The following is a 19,001-nucleotide window of genomic DNA, read 5'->3' as shown; positions in this document are numbered from 1 at the left end:
GAAGTAGCAAGTTCGTTGAGACAGGCGGAGACAAGCGTCTACAACGCCGTCCGATCGATGCGAGGACGCAAATTGAAGTCCCCAGATTCCGCGGTATCTTCTACTTCAGCCTCGCAAATCAACGGGTTCAGATATGACAGCTTCATTGGCCCCTGCACAACAAAACCTCGAGCGCGCGGCAATCGGCAGTGAGCATTGGCTTGAAGGTGAAGTGCAGCGCTATCTCGATAGTGGCGAGTACGACAGCAACTTGACAGGCTGGCCGGGCGACAACTTCGCGGAAGTCGCACAACAGGCGATGCAACGCTTGCGAACAGCGCTCGTGGAGGAGACGCTGCGGCGGGCGCGGGGACTTGGCAGCCAGGTGAGCGTGCCCATAAATCTGAACGGCTGGGCTCGTGACAAGCTTTCGCCGATGTTCAACGGACTTTTTCCCGCCCATGAACGCTCCGTCGTCGTAGAAGCCCTCGCTCGTGGCGTCGTCTTCCTCACGCCGCAGAACATCTCCTTCGTCCTCATGAAGCAAACTTGGCCATCCACAGCGTGGAACCTGGCCAATCTATATTTGACAAGCGTCGGCGCACCCGCTTTCGCGCAGGACGCCTGCCACATCGTTGGCCTCAGCGAGGAAACCACCTGCTTTATCTCGACCTTATATTTCGACGACGCGGACCCATTCGCCGATTTCGTCGTCCATGAGGCAGCGCACGTCTTTCATAATTGCAAGCGATCCACCGTCGGGCTGGAGGAAAACCGTCGGACGGAGTTTCTCTTGAGAATCGACTACGCCAAGCGCGAGACCTTTGCGTACGCGTGCGAGGCGTACAGCCGCATCACTTCAATGGCTAACAGTGTGAGGCAACGGGAAGATGCGCTTGAGCGGCACGCCAATGGCACCCTTCCGCCGGACGAACGCGTGGACCACAAAGAGTACCTCGACATTCTCGGCGAAGCTGTGCGAATCCGAAATGTAAGCGTGACCCCAGCGACGTCTTGACTGGAGACTGAGATCTTTAGAGCGCGGTGCGGATCTGATCGGCGACGACCCACGGTGTGAGTTCATCGATGCGGTTGATCGCATGCCCCGCGATGCGCGCGAGCACGAAGCGCAGATACGCCTCTGGATCGATGCCGTTGAGTTTTGCGGTGCCAATGAGGCTGTAGATCGCGGCGGCACGTTCGCCGCCGGAGTCTGCTCCAGCGAACAGATAGTTGCGTCGACCGATGGCCACCCCGCGTAGCGCGCGCTCGACTGGCAGGTTATCGATTTCGAGCTGGCCGTCATCGCAATAGCGTGTGAGCGCTTCCCACCGGTTCAGCGCATCAGGGGCAAGCCGCCCGACCAGCGCCGTGCGCATCGCCAGGAGCATGCGCGACCGCTACTCGATCAATTCCACGCGTGGCTCACAACGTTTCCTCAATCCTGTATAGTGCGCCGATACGCGCAAGCGCCTCGGTGTTCAACGCATTCGGGCGGGCTGCGTGCAGTTCATAGAACCGACGTCGAGCGTGCGCCCAACAGGCCGCCTCTGTGACGCGCCCGGTTTCGTAGATGGCCTGGTAGCCGCCGTATGCATCGGCTTGCAGCGTGCCGTCGAATGACTTGAGATGCTGTCGCGGATGGATACCCTTGCGATCTGGCGTATAGGCGAACCACACCGCGGGCGGCGTCATATCGGCCGATGTACGATCATCGCGCACGTACACCCACAAGCGACCGGTCTTCGTCTTGCCGTTACCCGGTGCCAGCACTGGAACCGGCGTGTCGTCGGCGTGGAGTTTCGTCGCCGACATCACGTGTCGACGCAGCGTTTCAACGAGCGGCTGCAGCAGCGTCGCAGCGTGACCGACCCACTTCGCAAGCAGCGAGCGATCAAGCTCGACGCCTTCTCGCGCGTACATCACCGACTGCCGGTAAAGCGGCACATGGTCTGCGAACTTCGAGACCAGCACGTGTGCCAGCAGCCCTGGGCCGGCGAGACCGCGTTCGATAGGACGACTGGGTGCGGGGGCCTGTGAGATGTTGTCGCAACACACGCACGCAAACTTCGGGCGCACATGACGGATAACCCGGAAGCTTGCCGGTACGTACTCGAGTTGTTCGGCAACATCTTCGCCCAGCAGCTTCATCTCGCCACCGCACTCGGAGCACTTCCCGGCAGATTCGGGCAAGTGCGTCCGGAGCTCGCGCGGCAGATGTTCAGGCAGTGGCTTGCGCGGCGCTTGTTCCACGGCCGCGCGCGGCGTCCTCTGGATTTCGACCGGCGTCGCGCCTTCGTCGGCCTCAAGTTCTTCGAGGCGCAGTTCGAGTTGCTCGATCTGATGGTCCAGTTTCTCCGACTTGCGGCCGAACTGCATGCGGCGCAGCTTGGCAATGAGCAGCTTGAGGTGTTCGACTTCGGCGATGCGTGAAGCCAACGCAGCTTGTTGCGAGTCGACAGTTTCCTGCAGTTTGAGCACTTGTGCGTCGCGCTCGCGCAGCGTCGCTTCCTGGCTGAGCAGCATGGCCTTCAGCGTTTCGACATCGTCGGGAAGTGGGCTCGCGCGCGTCATGCAGGCAGTTTACGCGCCCGCAACGACGTTTACAACGCCGAGGTCGGTCGTGCCGTTCTCGTCGGTTGCCGCCAGTCGATGCCTTCCAGCAGCATCGACAGTTGCGCCGGGCTCAGGCAAATAACGCCACCGTCGGCCTGCGGCCATACGAAGCGCCCCTTCTCGAGTCGCTTCATCAGCAGGCACATGCCATCGCCGCTCCACCACAGCACTTTGAGCAGGTCGCCGCGTTTGCCGCGAAACACGAAGATGTGCCCGCAGAACGGATCCCGTTCGAGCACGGTCTGCACCTTGGCGGCGAGACTGTTGAACCCGGCCCGCATGTCGGTGACTCCCGCGGCCAGCCAAACGCGGGACCCGGACGGCAGGCCAACGGCGGACGGCAGCATCAGCAGGCTCATCGGGCAAGGCCCCGCATAATCTTGATCAGGGTTGCGATGGGCGTGTCCGCGCTCAGGCGTAGACGGACGTCACCACATTCGACCTCGTACATGCTCGCGCTGTCCGGCGATGGGCACGCCGGTACTTCCGGTGAAGACTCAGTCACTGCCACTGGTAGCCAGTTGAGCACAGGCGCCTCTGGCAGCGTGACGTCGGGCATGCCGAAATCGCCGGCAAGATAATGACGACGCCATTTGAACAGCAGATTGGCGTTGATGTCGTGCTCGCGAGCGATGAGCGCGGCCGACGCACCCGGCTCGAGCGTCGCCTCGACGATCTGCCGCTTGAACTGACAGAAAAATTGGGGCGCTTCGGCCGTTTGGATTGAGGAGAGCTGTCCACTGTTGCGTCCACCATTCATCTTGGTGGGCACCAAAGTAGCCAAACTCAACGACGAAATCTACACGGTAATGAAGACGCGCTTACTCCGAAATGGCTGGCAACATATCCTCAATCGATGTGCGCCCTGCAACTCGCGCTAATCCGTAGTCGCACGGAAAGCGTACCACTCCGACTCCGGATAGCGGTCTAGAAGACCGATGAAGACGCTCGCCGTAACCGCTGATAGTCGACGGCGGTGAGTCCCCTCGTGAACAGTCTCGTTTTCTCGTAGTGTCCGCTGCGCGTGCTCAATACGGCGACGCCTCGCCGGCGGCGGCCTTCTTATGCGTCTTTGCCTGCGCTGCCTTGGACATGGTCGCCTGATGACCTGTGTACTTGTTTCCCATATCTGCACTAGATCCGGAGGGCTCGTAGGTAGCCACCCGTTGTTGCTGCTCCGGTTTGTGGTTTTCGCCAAGACGGCTGGCGGGAACGCTGCCGGGCGTGTAATGCGGCGCTCCCGAGACGTTACCAACCGTCTTCCAGTTCGAGGAAAACTCTCGCACGCCATCTCCGCGATTGAATTTAATATTGGCTCGACCATTTCCGTCGCACCTGATGTCGTCATCGGACATCACAGGATCATTTTGATGTAGTTCCCTCCCCTTACCTGCCGGTTCCTTAAGTACCTCCTCGTGTTTCCGAACCCAGCAATGTCCGCTAAGGATAGAAACGTTCGCCACAGGATCCGCCACCTCGTCCTGCGCGAATGAAGCTGCTGACGACAGAACCAACAAAAGCGTTGCAACGCGAGTTCCGGGTGTCATGGCGCGTTCTCCCTTGCTGAAACCTTCGAACCGCACAAAGGGCAGGAATTCGGATCCGGCGCTCCGGTCCGCAGTTTTTTCAACATATCGATTTCGCTTGGCGTTGGACTATAAGCAGTCCTTCTTCGGTGACGATCGTCGATCCACAGCTGGACGTGCGGATGCAGAAGCTGGGCCAGCGCAACAAGCATAAAATCTAGCCACATAATGTGCAGCGTCTTCATCAATATGATGCCCAGAACTGACACGCTCACTGCACACAGTAGCGACATCCTATATTCGCCTCCGTCTACTCCATGAGCGTTCTCTGTTGGGCCGGAGCGTTTCCCTGCGCGTCTTAAAACCATCCAGAAAAGAGGTATCGTGAAAATGAAGTCGAGCGCGACACGAGCAAGTGGCTTCAACTCGTAGACGGGTTCGGCCAATAATGTGTATGCGCCGAGAGCGTGCGCATAAACTCCAGGACTGCTGGGACCTACGGGCGGAGTGAAATGATCCTGTGCATGGGCTGCATCTCCCAAGATTACAACCTTCCCAGTCAAGTAGGGAGCAAACTCCGTCGCCGACTGAGCACTTGTTGTTAGCAGCGTCTCGTGATGCAACTGCCGGATCTTACTGAAATTGAGCAGATAGCCTCGATCGTTTTCCTTGACATCATTCGGCTTGAGTGAAGTGTGCTCTAGAACGGCCTCGATCGGGATTACGCCGAGCAGCAGAGGCGGCGCAGGCCACGATTTGTTGCTCGACGCGAGCATATAGGAGTTCGCCAAAGCGAAGCTCATTGTGGGCAGCGGAGTCAGTTTAGGCTTGTCGCGAGGAAGGTACCACGTCGCCATGCGATTGGTTATACCGTCCCTTGAAGATTCAATATCGTTATCTGCGTCCGATCCGATCTTAATCTGGACGTCTGCAGCCAGTGGTGCATTGATCTGCCCTCCTAGCCAGGCGTCTTTACCATCGTCGCGAGCGCGGTAAACCCCGAGATAGATCGGAACAGGTGGGTTTTTCTCTCCAAATGATTTGCAGTAGTCGAAGAAACCTTGGTCTTGATCGTCTGCCGGACCGTCGGTGTTTGGTGAAAAATCTATGTCGACTCCGATTGCCCGGGGATGAGCCGCTGCAATAGCACCAATTAACTCTCTCAGCGCCTTTCGGTCGGTGGTGCTGCCAATGTCTTTCCCACCCTTGATAGGCCAGATATCAACCACTACGACAGGTAAGCGTTCGCCGGGCACAAAGTTGGGAAGCAAGTCTTGAAGCGAAGCGAAAGTGATGGCACCAATGCGTTGTCCGAACGTCGTAGATTCGATCCAATGTTGAAGAGCAAAGAGGAAGACAAAAATTATTACGATTGAAAGAAGAGGTCTCGCAATGCGTTTCATGTAATGCAATAGCTTGCCTACATATTGTGGCATGCTGTCTCCTTCCCGGTTGCGGGGCGACATAACGGTGGCGCGACCGCCAGGTGTTACGCGCGAATTATCCGGGTCCTACCCAATATAGAAGGCGGCGCTACGCGAGACAAGTTGCCGAACCATATGAAAAATAGAATTTGATTGCGACTAGGTCCGGCCTCAGAGGGTAAAGAAGGGTTTCCTTTACTTCCCATCACCATTCGATCGTTCGTTCGACGCGCAGCGCGAATATCCCGTTCGTCGGACACGGCGTTGGAAGCATGTCTGCCGCACTTCGGGCAAACAACGGAGCGCATCTTGTCGGCGTGCGGTTCCACGGCGCCTGTATGCGCTGCACGTGGCTGCGGATCTGCAAAACGAAAATATATGTGCCCACAACGCGAGAAGTCCCGCTCGCCGTGCTTTTTAGTGCATCCAGAGAACCGTCATTTACGCGAGATACGACCAAGGCAACGAAGCGCGTCCGCAGGCGAATGGGCGCTTGCCCAAGCGACAAGTCGGCAGCCTCGGAGTTATGCGCGCTAACTGAGATGCCGTTACAAGTTTATGCCCTGATCCTGTCTTGGCAACGGCCTGAAAGCTATTCCATAGCGCTCTGACACTAAAACGTCACCTTCGCCGATTCTTCCACGCACTATTCTTTCTGCTATCTCGCGATCGTCGTCGCATGCCCGCGCAAGAAAGCAAGGCAAGCTGACAGCGGTTAGCGGGCATCTCCGCAGCGCATCCGCAGTTGTGACCAACCAAGAAGGAGGCGTGATGACACAAGTTTTCAATGCAGCAGCGTCCGCTCAAGGATTGACGGTTAAGGCTTATATGGGCGACCGGTGTGTCTTGCTGGCGTTCAGTCTTGCCGACCATCTTACCGATCAGCTAGCTGGGTTCGCAATTCGAAGAACGCCCGCATCAACCGTTAATTGGACCTGGCTCGGAAACCGTCTGAACTTCGAAGGGGCATACCCAGACCCGCACCTTTCGAAGGAAGGAAAGTTTTTTTCGTCCGACAAGGCACCGTTTCAGAAATTCTGGTGGGTCGATTTTCCACCTGACGGGTCTTCCGGAAGGTTCCGCTACGAAGTTGTAGTGAAGCGCTTCAAGGACGAAGGAACCACCGATCTCATAGACGACCAGCGCGTCGACCTCGAAATTGACGTTGGCCCCTTCAAGGATGGCCAAATCGAAATCGCGTTCACCCGAGGATATCTTTCGTCACAGGCATACGCCGATAAATTTCACAACGCACCTTTCCAACCGAAGAAAAACGAAGGCGGCTGGAATTTTTTGACGACGCCGTTCAAGGAAGAGTGGACCTGGCTTGGCGGTCACGGCCGCCAGGCGATCATCGATTTCCTGAACGACTGCCACGCCGATACGACCTGTACGCTGGATGCAATGGTCTATGACTTGAACGAGCCCGACCTCATCACGGCTCTTGAATTAATGGCAAAGGCGGGACGGCTGCGTCTCCTTTCAGACAACGATCCTAAACAGCACGGAGACGATACGTCAGCTGGCCAGGCATACGCTGCTATCAAGAGCGCCGCGGCTGCGGAACAAGAAGGCAACTTCAAACGAGGACATTTTGGTCGGTTCCAACATAACAAGGTATTGATCAAACGAGATGAGAGCCGAAAAGCCGTGCGCGTTCTAACGGGATCGACTAACTTCTCGATCACCGGCCTTTACGTCAACGCTAATCATGTCGTCGTCTTCGACAACGAAGCTGTCGCAGAAAAATACGGTACGGCGTTCCAAGCTGCCTTCGACGCAGATTTGCACCGGCCGGCGTTCGAGCAAGACGACATTTCGCAGCATGAGTACGACGTCGCAGAAGTCGGTTTGCCGGCTTTGAAGCTATCGTTCGCTCCTCACAAGGAGCCAACCTTTTCACTCAATACTCTCCTCGATGCCGTGAGCCACGCCGAAAGCTCAGTGATCTTTGCAGTGATGGAATTGAGCGGGAAGGGTAACGTTTTGGAAGCTTTACGAAAGATCCACGAAAACCCCAAGGTGTTTTCTTATGGCATCTCTGACGATGTTGATGAAAGCGACAACACAATCAACGGGACGACGGTGTACAGCCCCAGAACACTTGCGGGCGAACTGGTGTATTCAAAGGAAAACCCAGAAAAGTTCCCCCCACCGTTCAACACCGAACTCGAAGTGCACGGTGCAGCAGCGCACGTAGTTCATCACAAGTTCGTTGTTGTGGATTTCAACGGCACTAAGCCCGTGGTATTCGGTGGATCGTCCAATCTCGCCGATGGCGGCGAACAACTCAATGGTGACAATCTGTTCGCGATATACGACCGAGCCATTGCGACGGTTTTTGCGATCGAAGGTCTGCGCCTTGTCGACCACTATGCGTTCGCAGCAGCGCTAAAACGGGAGGAGTCGGACGGCGCGGCACCGAAGCCACTCTCCCTGAAACAGGACAAGGACAAGTGGTACGCGCCCTACTACGAAGACGGCAACATACGGCAGACAGAACGACTGCTTTTTAACCGGTAACCTTGGCGCGCTAATCCATCGAGGCTACGCAAAATGACTGAGAAGATAATGATCATCCGCCACGCGGAGAAGCCGAACCATGTGACGGCCGGCGTTGACGCGAACGGGCAGCACGACAACAAATCACTGACGCCGCAGGGCTGGCAGCGCGCCGGCGCACTCGTCCAGTTCTTCGCGCCGGGCGACGGAGGCGAGCCACAAGCGCCTCTCGCGCGCCCGGAACATCTCTTCGCGGCCTTCTACGATGCTGCGTCAGACGACGATAGCAAGCGCCCCTACGAGACCATCGAACCGCTTGCCCAGCATCTCGACCCGTCTATTTCCATCGACGACTCGGTCGGAAAAGACGATATTGAGAGCTTGGTCCAGAAGGTCACAGCGACGGATGGTCCGGTGCTTATCGCATGGGAGCACAAGCGCATCCCGTCAATCGCACGATCGCTCCTCTCGAGGGAGGAGCCGGTGCCGGACTGGCCAGACAATCGATTCGACATGGTCTGGGTTTTCGATCGGACCGGCGAGACCTGGCGTCTCACTCAGGTACCGCAGCTTCTGCTGGCGGGAGACCTGCCAACGCACTTCAGCTGACCAAAACGTCGCGGCTCACAACGGAGCTTTGAAATGGGACATATCGCTTATAGTTACCTGAAGGGAAAGATTGATCGCTTCAAGCCAACACCGTCGGGTAACCCTCATCTGTGGATGCTCGTCGACGCAGGCCCGGACTCGTTTTTCGCAACGGTCAACGTGCAGTCGTCCAAGGACGCACCCGGTTCTCCCGTTGCTGAAACGTATCTCGACTTTTTCATCGACGAAGATTACCGAAATCCAGTGCTCAACCGTATTCGCGAGCTGGAGCCAGGCCTTCAAGACCAGACCACCAGCTACGACGCCGGTGCGCTGGACTATATCAAGGGAAACTTGTTCGATCCACGCAAGATGCGGGTGCTGCCGAGTCAGAGTCAGGGCGGTGACGATCTGGTCCACCGTCTTTCGGGGTTGCTTACTCTCGCGCGCGAACAAAACGACGATATTGTCATATTCGGAAGCCAGTTTCGCACCTCGCCACACCAGACCGATGCTGTCTTCGGTGAGACGCCACGATTTGGTATCGACAACACGCACATGGCACAAGGCGATCCGCCCGACATCGACGAGCGACTCCATGAAAATGGACCGTGGCACGACGGCGCAATTTTCCTCTTGAGCACGAACACCGATCGTGTCACGGCAATCTTCCTTGCTTTCCAGACTCAGTCGTGGCAGACAGATTCGCACGGGCAGCAGGTAGATGCGAGCACCGGGTTCGAGGCGCCGCGTTACGATTTCGCTGGCGGCGGTCTCGGCAATCCTATGCCGGCGCCCCCGCCTAAGGCTGAGCTCACTTCGCTCAATCGGCTTGCGGATGGCACAGGAAAGCTGGTCGTCGCAAACATGTCCTCCAAACCGTTGGATGTTTCCGGCTGGTCAGTCACGACACCGACAAGCTCGTTCCCCCTTCCCGCTACAACTATTGAACCGGGCCAGCCACTCGCAGTCGTTCTGACAGATGACCTCATTACCGACGCTGGCGGTATTCTCTCCCTACTCGACGATCGCGGTCTTAGGGTGGACGAAGTCGCATATTCCGGCGGCCCTGCGGCAGGATGGAGCACGTGCTTTGCCGATTGAGGCCTCGTCTTCGAGGCATTTGCATATCGGAGAGACCTTGCGCCGCGGCCCTGCTGCTCTCGTTACCAGCGAAGGCTAGCCCGCAGCGTCTCTCGACGTCGCTGCGGGCAGCGTTGGTCGTGGTGGAAGTTCTCATAGACGAAGCTGTGAAGCGGTCGCCGCTTGGAGCGATAGTTCAGCTTTTACGCCAACGGCGACAAATTCTAGGTCCATTCGTCCGCTGGAATCGATCTTATGGACGGGCTATGACGCGGGATTCGGTCGATTATCTTCAGCCTGCTCGTGATAAGCATCGCACTCGCGGCGGTGCCAAGGACAATCGAGGACCAAGAGGCTTGGGACGGCGGACGCTGACAGCGCAAGGTGCATGTGGGTCCTACCGACCGCACTTGGCCTGGCGACGGTTCTTCGCCCCGTTGTCCCCAGCGTTATCAACAAATTCTGTGGATAACCCCGGTGCGGACTTACGTCCCCGGAATGCCAAACGTGCACCACGTGTTGCCCTAAATCGACAGACGCGATTTGGGTTATTACATACACGGGCAACCAGGGATTGCAGTCGAGCGTACATCCGTCACCGACGCCGCCCACAGCCGATCGCCGAGCTGTCGACGTCACCCTCAGTTTTCCGCCGCGCACCTGCCAACGCCTGGCAGCTTACTCACTTCGCTCGTGAAAGCATCGCGCGGCACCGTTCCAACTCCTCGCTCAGCGAATCGATTTCCGCCTGCATGCGATTCGCCCTCTGCAAGAGCTGCCCAATCTCGTGCCAGTAGGCATATCTCAAGTCCCCGTCCGCCAACGCCAATTCGTGGATTTTTCGAAGCGCGACCGTCAGGTCGATATGATTTTCAGCACGCGTATCCTCCTCTTCGACGGTATCCGAGCCTTGACCTTCCGGCGGCGATCCGCGGGAGCGCCCAAACAAGACACCTTCGTTCACGTACCTCGTTTTGATGCGCAATACCACCAAGCTGAGAACGAATCCAATCGCGGGGACGATCAGCAGCGCTGGATACCTCAAAGCGAACGCCCAAAGCTCTCTCATGGTTTCACGCTTTCCGCGTACCCAGTACGTTACCCTTCTAAAGCTTCTGGGACCGTCCTACGAGGGCTGCGGCGATCCTCAACACCTGCGTCACTTCACCACGCGTCAGTGCCTGGAGCGGCGTGAAATCGGCAAGCGACCCGTTCGGCTCCGTGAAGAAGCCCCACTTGCTCCATCCGTCCAAGCCACCCAGTCGCCGCACGATCTTCGCGAGATGCTTGCGGTTCAGTTCGTTTGCCAGAAAGAACGCGGGATAGTACTGCGTGCCCTCAACATCGACGTCGAAGATACGACGTCGGGCGACGTCTTTCCTCAGCCTCTTCTCTGAGATACTCAAAGCCTGACAGACGATTTCCGCGCGCAACAACTTGCCCTCAGCTACAAGGGCCGCCTCCCGCGACATCCGGCGTTGCGATCTACGCTTGGCGCGACCGCGTAGTTGCTCGCCTTCCTCGCGGATCGCACGAAGGTCCAAGTTCAGCGCCGTAGCCCGACCGATGGTTCGCGCGAGAGAGATTTTGAAGCGTCGCCCGAGTTCAGCATCCGGAAGGTCCAAAAGCGCTTCGGCTGCTATCGGGTCAAATAGAATCATCGCCACGGCGGCGCGGCGAAATGCGAGCTGCAGCCGAGCGTCGTCGAGCGCTCGGTTTCTCTTTCGCGCGCGTGCAGACCGTTGCATCGTCACTCCTTACCGTTCGCACCGGTAATGCCCCTCCCAAAGCTTCGAGCAGCCGTGTGGTTGACGCCTCCACACACGAATCGAGGTACGACACCCAGCCAGAACCGCAGCCAAGGACCAGCGATCGGACGCTATGCCCTGAGCAATGAGCAAACCTACTTCGGCGATCGCTCGGCAGATGGTCCGCAAACCAACCCTCGCGTCTTCGCAGCCCACAGCGCCACCCCTGGCTGCCCTCACTCATCGATGCTCCCTGCGGCTAGCAATCTTCGCCGGTTCCGCCCACAGACTCGGTAGCGCGATCGCGGATACATCGATGTCGGCTTCGCTCGGGTAGTGTCTGAGCAGCGTCATGGCTAACGTTCGCACCAGGTCCGCGCAATACGGGCCGCGCCCATCCGCGAGAGTTACCAGCAGGTCGCGCGCGCCCACAACGGCACGCGTCCTCTGCTCAGCGGTGCTCATGTTCGCCCCACGATTCCATCTTGTCCGTCACGTCGATGCATTCCTCGACGCCGTTTGCCCTACACCAGCGCTCCCAGACATACTGCGCGTCATCGGCATACCCACTCTCGCCGACCAGCGTGTAGACTCGCCCGGACCGGGTTGATCCTTGCGACGCTTCAGAATCAAAAGTCTCGATGGCCGAACTGACACGCCCCGTTCGACCGCTCGCGTTCAAACCAACAAAGTGACGAGTATGTTGCGGAAAAATTTGGAAGATTCGCCATTCGAGCAGGCGAATACACGGCTCGCTCGATATAGGGCGAACAGTCCAGATTGGCATGATTGCCCTCGACAGGAGGGCCGGCACCGAGCACGTGCTCAGCTTTAGTGCCGACTGCCCGAGATACCGGGCGGCGAATGTCGCGGCGAGACGGTTCGAATTTGACTTGTTGGCTCGGCCGACCGCATGGGAAACTTTATGCGGTGTGTGCCTCAAAGTATAGATCTTCGTAGGCGAGAAAAGCAAGGAGAGCGCGCCGTCTGCCGATGATGGTTGCTGACACAACCTCATGTTCAGAGCAAGTTCGTTGACAACTGCGATGTCGAACTAGAGCCAAAGTCTCCCGAGTGGCAGACGGTAATGAACTGCTCTATTTAAGTGAAAACCCATGTAGCCCTCTCAGCGAAAGAGCAAACACGCCGAGAGGACCTTCCGCGCACCGTCACAGAAGTTCTTCGGTGGTACAGGTCTCGCGATGCAGTCCTCCGCAGGCTGGTACGTCGGCGCGTCGCCTGATCCAACAAGCCTCGCGGTAGGTCCGCCCAGCCAAGATCGTCGGATCCATACTTCGAGTCTCGGGTGGCCTCGATGAGATCAATCGCGAGCCCAGTGTGGACCATGTTGACTGCCGGCGATGAGCAGCCCGGATTGTATGGAATGCGGCGGCAAAGGAGGTCGCAGTGATGCGCGGCTGGCTAGAGTGCGAGGCGGCGCGTTGCCCGAACCGGCTGGTGGTGTACGCGCCGGCGGAACTCGTGCCGGGGTGGCCGGCGTCGCAAATCGGACAGTTGACGGCGGCAAGACTGGAAGTCAGCCCTCAGGCCGATCTTGTCCCGCGTGGGTATTCTCACGCGCGCCTCTAGGCCATTGTGCGAGAAATCCAAGGAAATCTTAGTCATCCGCAGATCGTTGTTCGCGCAACGTTCTGTTTGCCGCGACTTCGTTGACGGCGGCGATGTCCAAATAGAGCCACAGGGCGTCAAAGCGGCAGACCGTCGCGCTTTGGAAATACAACGCCGCGCTGAACGTCCCGTCCTCTATCTGGCTCTCGAGCGATTCCGCGTCAACATGTACGCCGACCTCCTCAAGCCGACTACTCAACATGTCCGTGTCCAGCCAAGGCTGAGCTGAGAGGTCTGCCCTGAAGACCCGTGTCGCACGTGCCTCCCAAGACTCATTATTCTGTTTCGGACACAACCATGTGCCCGGAAGCGCAGACCCCGCCGCGCGGAGCACCTGGAGAAAGAAGGTGAAGCGAAAAGTACCTCGATGCACCTTACCTTCGATCGAACGTGCCGACTCCTGAACCCCGCCCTCGACAAGCCGGCGTGCGAGGTCTTCATAATTCACACCCCTATGCACCAACGCGGCCCGAACCGCTCTGGACGCGAGATGAGCCCAGGCTGAGTCGACGGTCTGCCCTTCTTCCCCTTGCATTTTCGCCGCCATGTGCTTGAATTCACCAATGAATACCCATGCCGCCTCTCAACACAAAGAAAAACTGCTCGAGAGGACTCCCTCCCCGCCGCAATCCAACAAAGGAGGTCCCCAGCGCCTGCAGACAACTCGCGGCATACGAGCATGGCCGCCATGGACTACCCGATCTCGATCCTCTACCTCGGTGTCGAAGGAGTTCTGCTTCGCACCCACGCACGCAGCCATACCGGCGAGTGCACTGCGCGCACACTACCTCGCCCGGAGCCCTTATCACTACTCGAACCAGTGTCCACCATCGTCGCGCACGAGACGAAGCTCGCGATCGTCCTCAACAGTTGGCTGGTGGTCGACTACGGTTTCCGACGACTCCTTCGCCTCCTACCGGCTGGTATAGCACAAAAAGCGATTGGCGCAACAATCAGCGGCAATCGGCTGCACAGTCGTCCAGTCGAGTACCGCGCAAGAGCCGAATTGCTACGTGAGGACGTGGCGAGACGCAAGCCCACTCAGATCATCATCGTCGATGCCTCGCGAAGTGCAATTCCTACCGAGCTACTACATCGATCTATCTGTGTGAGCGAGTCGGACATCAAGTGTCCAGCCGAGTTTGTCGCCACTTTGCGTCGGTTCGTTGACTCGCAGAGCTTAGATTAGGTCGCAGTGCTACCTTTCATCGTGCGTTCGACCACGCTCGAACGCAAAGGTGCCACTTCCGGCCTTCGACGCGACGGGTTAAAGCGTGTAACCCTCGCGTCAATCCGCTCCGTAAAACGCGCTGCGCAGATGAACTCACCGGCCCCCAAGCAAACCTCAGTTGGAACCTGGAAAATGAAAACCTCAAAGAGAGAACTTCGCGAAGAATGGGCCGGGACGGTCTGGCCCGCCTTGGAATTCTGGATGCTCAGATCGCGTGTTAGCCGACGCGACCTCGACGTGGATATGCTGGAAGATGTCGTTTCGAACCTTCGACGTCCCACCTTCAAGGGGTACCTCAAAGCGACGAGACGTGACGCACAAAAGCCGGCGCAGCAGCGCTACCCGCAAGCCGCCGCATTGTTCCGTGCCACCCTGGCTACGCGAGTTCCGACCCATACGCTCCACCTCCGTCGCCTGTTGATGCAGTGGCAACGCGAACCATTTTCTCGCACGGAACCGGAGTAGCCGTGATGGCGGAGGCGGCGATGTCGACCGAGAGAGAGAAGATCAACGCCAACACTGCACCGGCAGCGACCGGTGCAACGGAGCGATCCATTTTGCTAGCTGGAGGTTTCCTCCTCCATCGCGTCGAGGCATGCGAGCATGAAGGCCGCGGAGAACCGTTTGCGATTGATCTTGCGGTTAAGCTGACCCGCAGACTCAACGACTCCGAGGCGCTCAAGCCGAAGCGCCAACTCCTTAAAGCTGAGTTTGAGTTCGTTCATCTTCGACACGATGAGCTCCCTCGCCTCCTCCTCCCACTCCTCGTAGACATTATCCGTTTCCGGAACCGCATTCGGTCGTTTGCTCATTGCTTGCTTCTTGGTTCGTTTGATCCTTCACGCTCGCTGTCTGCACTTGCGCTATATAGCATTTCATCGTATGCGCGCCGCTCGGGTCACATCGACAACGCGCCTCCCTACACGATCTCATCCTGATTGCGTTCCCGCCACACGCCATGCTGAGCAAATCTCAACTTGCTGAGCTTTTTGAACGCCTCGGCACGCCGCCTGCCGGCCAGAAGCTCGTCGCGCACGCGCGGTTGCACGCACCGGTTCGCGACGTGAGCTCTCGAGGTGGGAACGTCATCACCGTTCTCGCGAGTGAGAAGATGGCGCGCGACATCCGGACCGAAAGCCGACATATCGAGTTTGCGGTTGCCGTGACCAAGGAACACGCAAAAGACGTCCTGGAATACTATGCGCAGCCATGCGAGCTCAAGCTCAATCTCGTAGACGAATCCACCGGCGCAATCAAAAAGATCCAGCACGTCCCGGATTATCTCACCATTCGCAGCGACGGCTTCACGCTCGAGGAGTGGAAATCCGAAGCGAAGCTGCTGCGTCTTGCGGAGAAATACCCTTACCGTTACGTTCGTGCGAGCGACGGCCAATGGTGCTCCCCGCAGATTGAGAAGCAGCTTGCCGAGTTGGGTGTGCGGTACCGAGTCTTTAGCGAAGAGTGCATTCCACGTCGACGCATCGAGAATCTCCTTGACTTAGCCGACTATTTCCTGCCGGGAGCGAAACCGCTTTCTCCGGAGAGCGTCGATCGGCTCAACGCCGCCTTAGCTGAACAAGGCGCCCTATCCTTCTTCGAGTTGCTCGAGGCTCCATACGGTTTCTCCGCCGACTTCCTCAATCAGGCCATCGCTGAGAACCTCGTCGCGACAGCTCTCGACCTGAAGCCACTCGCAGACAAGCGAGCGTTCTTTCTCTACCGTGACGCAGCGCTACGCGACCTGCTCATCGCGAATAGCGGCCTCCGGTGGCTGCCCAGAGCGGAGTCCTTCTCGCTCGAAATCGCCGCGGGTTCCCGGTTCCTGTTTGATGGCCAGGAGCTGACGATGGCCCTCGTCGGAGAGGAATCGATCGTGTGCAGTCGGCAGGATGGCACGAACGTCGAGCTCACGCGTGATTGGATTGAACTTGCGCACGAAAAGAATCAAATCACAGCAGTCCCTACCGAGGGAACAACATCAGGTACGGACGTTAGTCGATACTCGCAGGCGGAACTGGAAACCGCCCTTCGCAGACAGACGATCCTCGACTCGATGAATACCGACGGACACGTATCGTCGCGGACACTTAGACGTTGGTTGGCTCGACGACTCGTTGCTCTGGCTAACGGTGATAATGCTGCGCTTGCGCTGGTACCCAACAACGCGGCGAAAGGTAATCGGACGCCGAGGCTCACCGAAACGCAGTTCACCCGCATGGACGAGGTCATCGACACCGAGTGGCGCACCAGCGACGCCATCAACTACACGGTGTGCTACCACCACATGGTCATCGCCTTCGATGGCACGGGCGAGAAGGCTCCTTCATACCCGACCTTGATTGCACGGATCAAAGCGCGCAAGACGAATCGCGACGTACGAACTCGCCATGGAAAACGCATTGCGTACCAGGAAGCTCTTTTCGTCGATGTCCTCTACTACGACACTCCTGTCCACGGCAGTCGCCCCTTCCAATACGTCCATATAGATCATACCGAGGTCGACATCGAGCTCATCTCGAGTCGTACCGGCAAGCCGTTGGGGCGTCCTTGGTTAACGCTGGCAGTTGACGCTTGGTCAAGGCGAGTGCTCGCCTTCTATCTCACTTTCGATCCGCCTTCATATCGCTCGGTCATGATGGTCATTCGGGACTTGGTGCGCCGGTGCAATCGCCTTCCGGAATTTTTCATTGTCGACAACGGTCGCGACTTCATGACACTGGCATTCCAAACGTTCCTTCGTGTGATGCGCACGCATTTGCGCTTCCGTCCAAAAGGAGAACCGCGACATGGTGCGGTACTCGAGCGCATGTTCGGTCGGCTCAACACCGAATACATTCACAACCTCGCGGGCAACACGAAGGCGACAAAGAACATACGGATGGTGACAGGCTCACATCTGCCAAAGAAGCTCGCCGAGTGGACTTTGCGCTGTCTATATCTTGGGCTGCAGCACTGGGCCTTCGATTATTACGACCAGCAGACACATCCCGCGTTGGGCGAATCACCGCGAGATGCGTTTCGCCGTGGCCTACGAGAGAACGGACACCGCCCTCAACGGCACATCGTGTTTAATCGGGATTTCCTGATCGCGACCTGTCCGCCCGTCGACCGCTCCGGCGTCCGTACAGTGAACTCTCAGCGCGGCGTGAAAGTCGACAATCGATTCTATTGGAATCCATCCTTCAAGTTGCCAAAGGTCGCTGGCGAGTCGCTGGCAACGCGCAACGATCCGTGGGACAAGTCATCTGTCTACGTCCTGCTAAAAGACGGATGGGTTCGAGCCATCAGTAGAAGCCTCTACGGGCTTGGTCAACTGACTGAAGTGGACAAACGTGCTCTGACTGCCGAATACAACAGCCATCTCACAGCGCCTGCTGACGACGAGCAACATGCCCAGCGCCTGCGGGAGTTCCTTCGGGTGTTCAAGCCAGAAGGAGCACTCGCATTGGAGCTCGAGCGGCAGTCGGAGAACAAGGACCTGTACACCGGACTGCATATGGCGAACATCGAACCCATCGCAGCCCCTCATCGCAGCGTGCTGGTAGGCGAGCCGCCCGCTGCGCGCAGACTGGCATCTGAATATTGCTCCTCTGATGGCGCACCGCTGGCTCGGGAGCTGGACGTCGGTGGTGCTGTGCTTGCGGACCTTGATCACTTCGCCGACTTATAGGAGGCTCAAATGAACGCCGGACATGGCAACGAGAAGTCGCACGTCGATTCACAGATTGAAGTGTTGGCTGCGAAGCGTATCAGACACACGCGCGTGACCGAGGTGATGACTGAACTCGACACACTGATCTATGAGGGCAGCCAGGACAGTATCTTGCTGGTGTGCGGCCCCAGCGGCGCCGGCAAGACGACACTCGCCAAGCACATCGTCAACAATGCTCTTAAACAAGCGCACGGTCAACTCGAAAGACAACGTGGGATCATTCCCGCGCTCTTCACAGAGGCGCCCTCGTCTGGGGAAAACAACTTCTCCTGGCGTCTCTTCTATCAGCGGATCCTTTCGCAGCTTGACGACGATACGGAGTCTCCGAAGCTGGCTTATGGAGTCGACCCGGAAACCGGCCGAATGAACAAGCCTCGCGCCGCCAACCGGGCAACAACGCTCGCGGCTCTGCGTACAGCAGTCGAGCGCGGCCTTCGCGCGCGACAGGTGCGGTTCCTAGTTATCGACGAAGCCGCACACATCATTCGGCAGACTCGCGGCCGCAATAGACTTGAGATTCAACTCGACACGTTGAAATCGCTGGCGAACCTGTGTGGAACGCAAATGGTGCTCATCGGCTCCTATGACCTGCATCACTTGGTTTCCCTCTCGGGGCAGCTCGCGCGCAGAACTCACGTGGTTCATTTCGAACGCTACCGGCAAGATCGGCCTGAGGACGTCCAGGCGTTCGAGCGTTGCGTCTCCGGATTTGAGAAAACGCTTCCCGAACTGTGGGGCGGAAAGCTCACAAAATATTCGAAAGCGCTTCATGAGAACACCTTGGGGTGCATAGGCACCCTCAGCGGCGTACTCGTCCGTGCGGCCCGATTCGCGACTATCACGAATATGTGGACAACCGCCTCTCTACAGCGCGCACTTTTGTCCCAGGCTCAACACAATCGCATCCTCGAGGAGATTCTTGATGGTGAATCGGGAATCGGCCCCAACCTGATCGCTGCATGA

The 19,001-nt window shown here is 57.9% G+C and carries 17 protein-coding genes and 1 pseudogene; 7 read left to right on the top strand and 11 right to left on the bottom strand.

Going from position 1 to position 19,001, the window contains the following annotated elements:
• Positions 1–133 precede the first annotated feature (133 nt).
• On the top strand, positions 134–997 hold the full coding sequence (locus tag HWX53_RS11700; RefSeq protein WP_175941000.1) for a hypothetical protein: 864 nt from the start codon (positions 134–136) through the stop codon (positions 995–997).
• Between the two features lie 16 nt (positions 998–1,013).
• Here HWX53_RS11700 and HWX53_RS11695 read toward each other — a convergent pair.
• From HWX53_RS11695 to HWX53_RS11675, 5 genes and pseudogenes are all read right to left on the bottom strand, one after another.
• A pseudogene (locus tag HWX53_RS11695) lies at positions 1,014–2,553 on the bottom strand (IS66 family transposase).
• 29 nt (positions 2,554–2,582) lie between these two features.
• Positions 2,583–2,954, bottom strand: a complete 372-nt coding sequence (tnpB, locus tag HWX53_RS11690; protein ID WP_241269968.1) for an IS66 family insertion sequence element accessory protein TnpB — start codon at positions 2,952–2,954, stop codon at positions 2,583–2,585.
• Positions 2,951–3,367 carry a transposase gene (locus HWX53_RS11685; RefSeq protein WP_208454784.1) on the bottom strand — a complete coding sequence of 139 codons (417 nt, stop codon included), beginning with the start codon at positions 3,365–3,367 and terminating at the stop codon, positions 2,951–2,953. The genes tnpB and HWX53_RS11685 overlap by 4 nt, the downstream gene beginning before the upstream one ends.
• Positions 3,368–3,623: 256 nt before the next feature.
• Complete coding sequence (locus HWX53_RS11680) at positions 3,624–4,142, bottom strand: hypothetical protein (RefSeq protein ID WP_175940999.1); 519 nt, start codon at positions 4,140–4,142, stop codon at positions 3,624–3,626.
• Positions 4,139–5,557 (bottom strand): CHASE2 domain-containing protein, encoded by a 1,419-nt coding sequence (locus HWX53_RS11675; RefSeq protein WP_175940998.1) that lies wholly within the window; start codon positions 5,555–5,557, stop codon positions 4,139–4,141. Before HWX53_RS11675 ends, HWX53_RS11680 begins: the two co-directional genes overlap by 4 nt.
• Positions 5,558–6,316: 759 nt before the next feature.
• On the opposite strand from HWX53_RS11675, the gene HWX53_RS11670 reads away from it, so the two are divergent.
• From HWX53_RS11670 to HWX53_RS11660, 3 genes are read left to right on the top strand one after another with little or no spacing between them, the layout of a single operon-like run.
• Positions 6,317–8,068: a phospholipase D-like domain-containing protein gene (locus HWX53_RS11670; protein ID WP_175940997.1), complete on the top strand. Its 1,752-nt coding sequence runs from the start codon at positions 6,317–6,319 to the stop codon at positions 8,066–8,068.
• A gap of 48 nt (positions 8,069–8,116) precedes the next feature.
• A complete protein-coding gene (locus HWX53_RS11665; protein WP_241269967.1) occupies positions 8,117–8,656 on the top strand; it encodes a histidine phosphatase family protein in 540 nt (179 codons plus the stop codon).
• A gap of 33 nt (positions 8,657–8,689) precedes the next feature.
• On the top strand, positions 8,690–9,739 hold the full coding sequence (locus HWX53_RS11660; RefSeq protein WP_175940995.1) for a DUF2278 family protein: 1,050 nt from the start codon (positions 8,690–8,692) through the stop codon (positions 9,737–9,739).
• Between the two features lie 661 nt (positions 9,740–10,400).
• Here HWX53_RS11660 and HWX53_RS27620 read toward each other — a convergent pair.
• From HWX53_RS27620 to HWX53_RS11640, 5 genes are all read right to left on the bottom strand, one after another.
• On the bottom strand, positions 10,401–10,787 hold the full coding sequence (locus HWX53_RS27620) for a hypothetical protein (RefSeq protein ID WP_241269966.1): 387 nt from the start codon (positions 10,785–10,787) through the stop codon (positions 10,401–10,403).
• A 37-nt stretch (positions 10,788–10,824) separates the two neighbouring features.
• Positions 10,825–11,466, bottom strand: coding sequence for a hypothetical protein (locus tag HWX53_RS11650; protein ID WP_175940994.1), 642 nt, complete (start codon positions 11,464–11,466; stop codon positions 10,825–10,827).
• Between the two features lie 240 nt (positions 11,467–11,706).
• Positions 11,707–11,931: a BPSL0761 family protein gene (locus HWX53_RS28030; RefSeq protein ID WP_305870083.1), complete on the bottom strand. Its 225-nt coding sequence runs from the start codon at positions 11,929–11,931 to the stop codon at positions 11,707–11,709.
• Entirely contained in the window at positions 11,918–12,253 is a 336-nt protein-coding gene (locus HWX53_RS11645; protein WP_175940993.1) for a hypothetical protein, read from the bottom strand. The genes HWX53_RS28030 and HWX53_RS11645 overlap by 14 nt, the downstream gene beginning before the upstream one ends.
• A gap of 831 nt (positions 12,254–13,084) precedes the next feature.
• Positions 13,085–13,630: a DUF6471 domain-containing protein gene (locus tag HWX53_RS11640; protein ID WP_206469204.1), complete on the bottom strand. Its 546-nt coding sequence runs from the start codon at positions 13,628–13,630 to the stop codon at positions 13,085–13,087.
• A gap of 153 nt (positions 13,631–13,783) precedes the next feature.
• Here HWX53_RS11640 and HWX53_RS11635 point away from each other — a divergent pair, with 153 nt between their 5' ends.
• The gene (locus HWX53_RS11635) at positions 13,784–14,284 is read left to right on the top strand and encodes an HAD domain-containing protein (protein ID WP_175940991.1); all 501 of its coding nucleotides are present in this window, start codon (positions 13,784–13,786) and stop codon (positions 14,282–14,284) included.
• A gap of 602 nt (positions 14,285–14,886) precedes the next feature.
• Here HWX53_RS11635 and HWX53_RS11630 read toward each other — a convergent pair.
• Entirely contained in the window at positions 14,887–15,138 is a 252-nt protein-coding gene (locus HWX53_RS11630) for a DUF6471 domain-containing protein (protein ID WP_175940990.1), read from the bottom strand.
• Positions 15,139–15,284: 146 nt separating this feature from the next.
• Here HWX53_RS11630 and HWX53_RS11625 point away from each other — a divergent pair, with 146 nt between their 5' ends.
• Positions 15,285–17,996 carry a Mu transposase C-terminal domain-containing protein gene (locus tag HWX53_RS11625; RefSeq protein WP_175940989.1) on the top strand — a complete coding sequence of 904 codons (2,712 nt, stop codon included), beginning with the start codon at positions 15,285–15,287 and terminating at the stop codon, positions 17,994–17,996.
• Positions 17,997–18,005: 9 nt separating this feature from the next.
• Entirely contained in the window at positions 18,006–19,001 is a 996-nt protein-coding gene (locus HWX53_RS11620) for an AAA family ATPase (RefSeq protein WP_175940988.1), read from the top strand.

Source organism: Caballeronia sp. BCC1704, assembly GCF_902833455.1.
GTDB lineage: Bacteria > Pseudomonadota > Gammaproteobacteria > Burkholderiales > Burkholderiaceae > Caballeronia.
The sequence above is the reverse complement of the archived record's forward strand: the minus strand, read 5'-3'. Positions and strand labels throughout refer to the sequence as shown.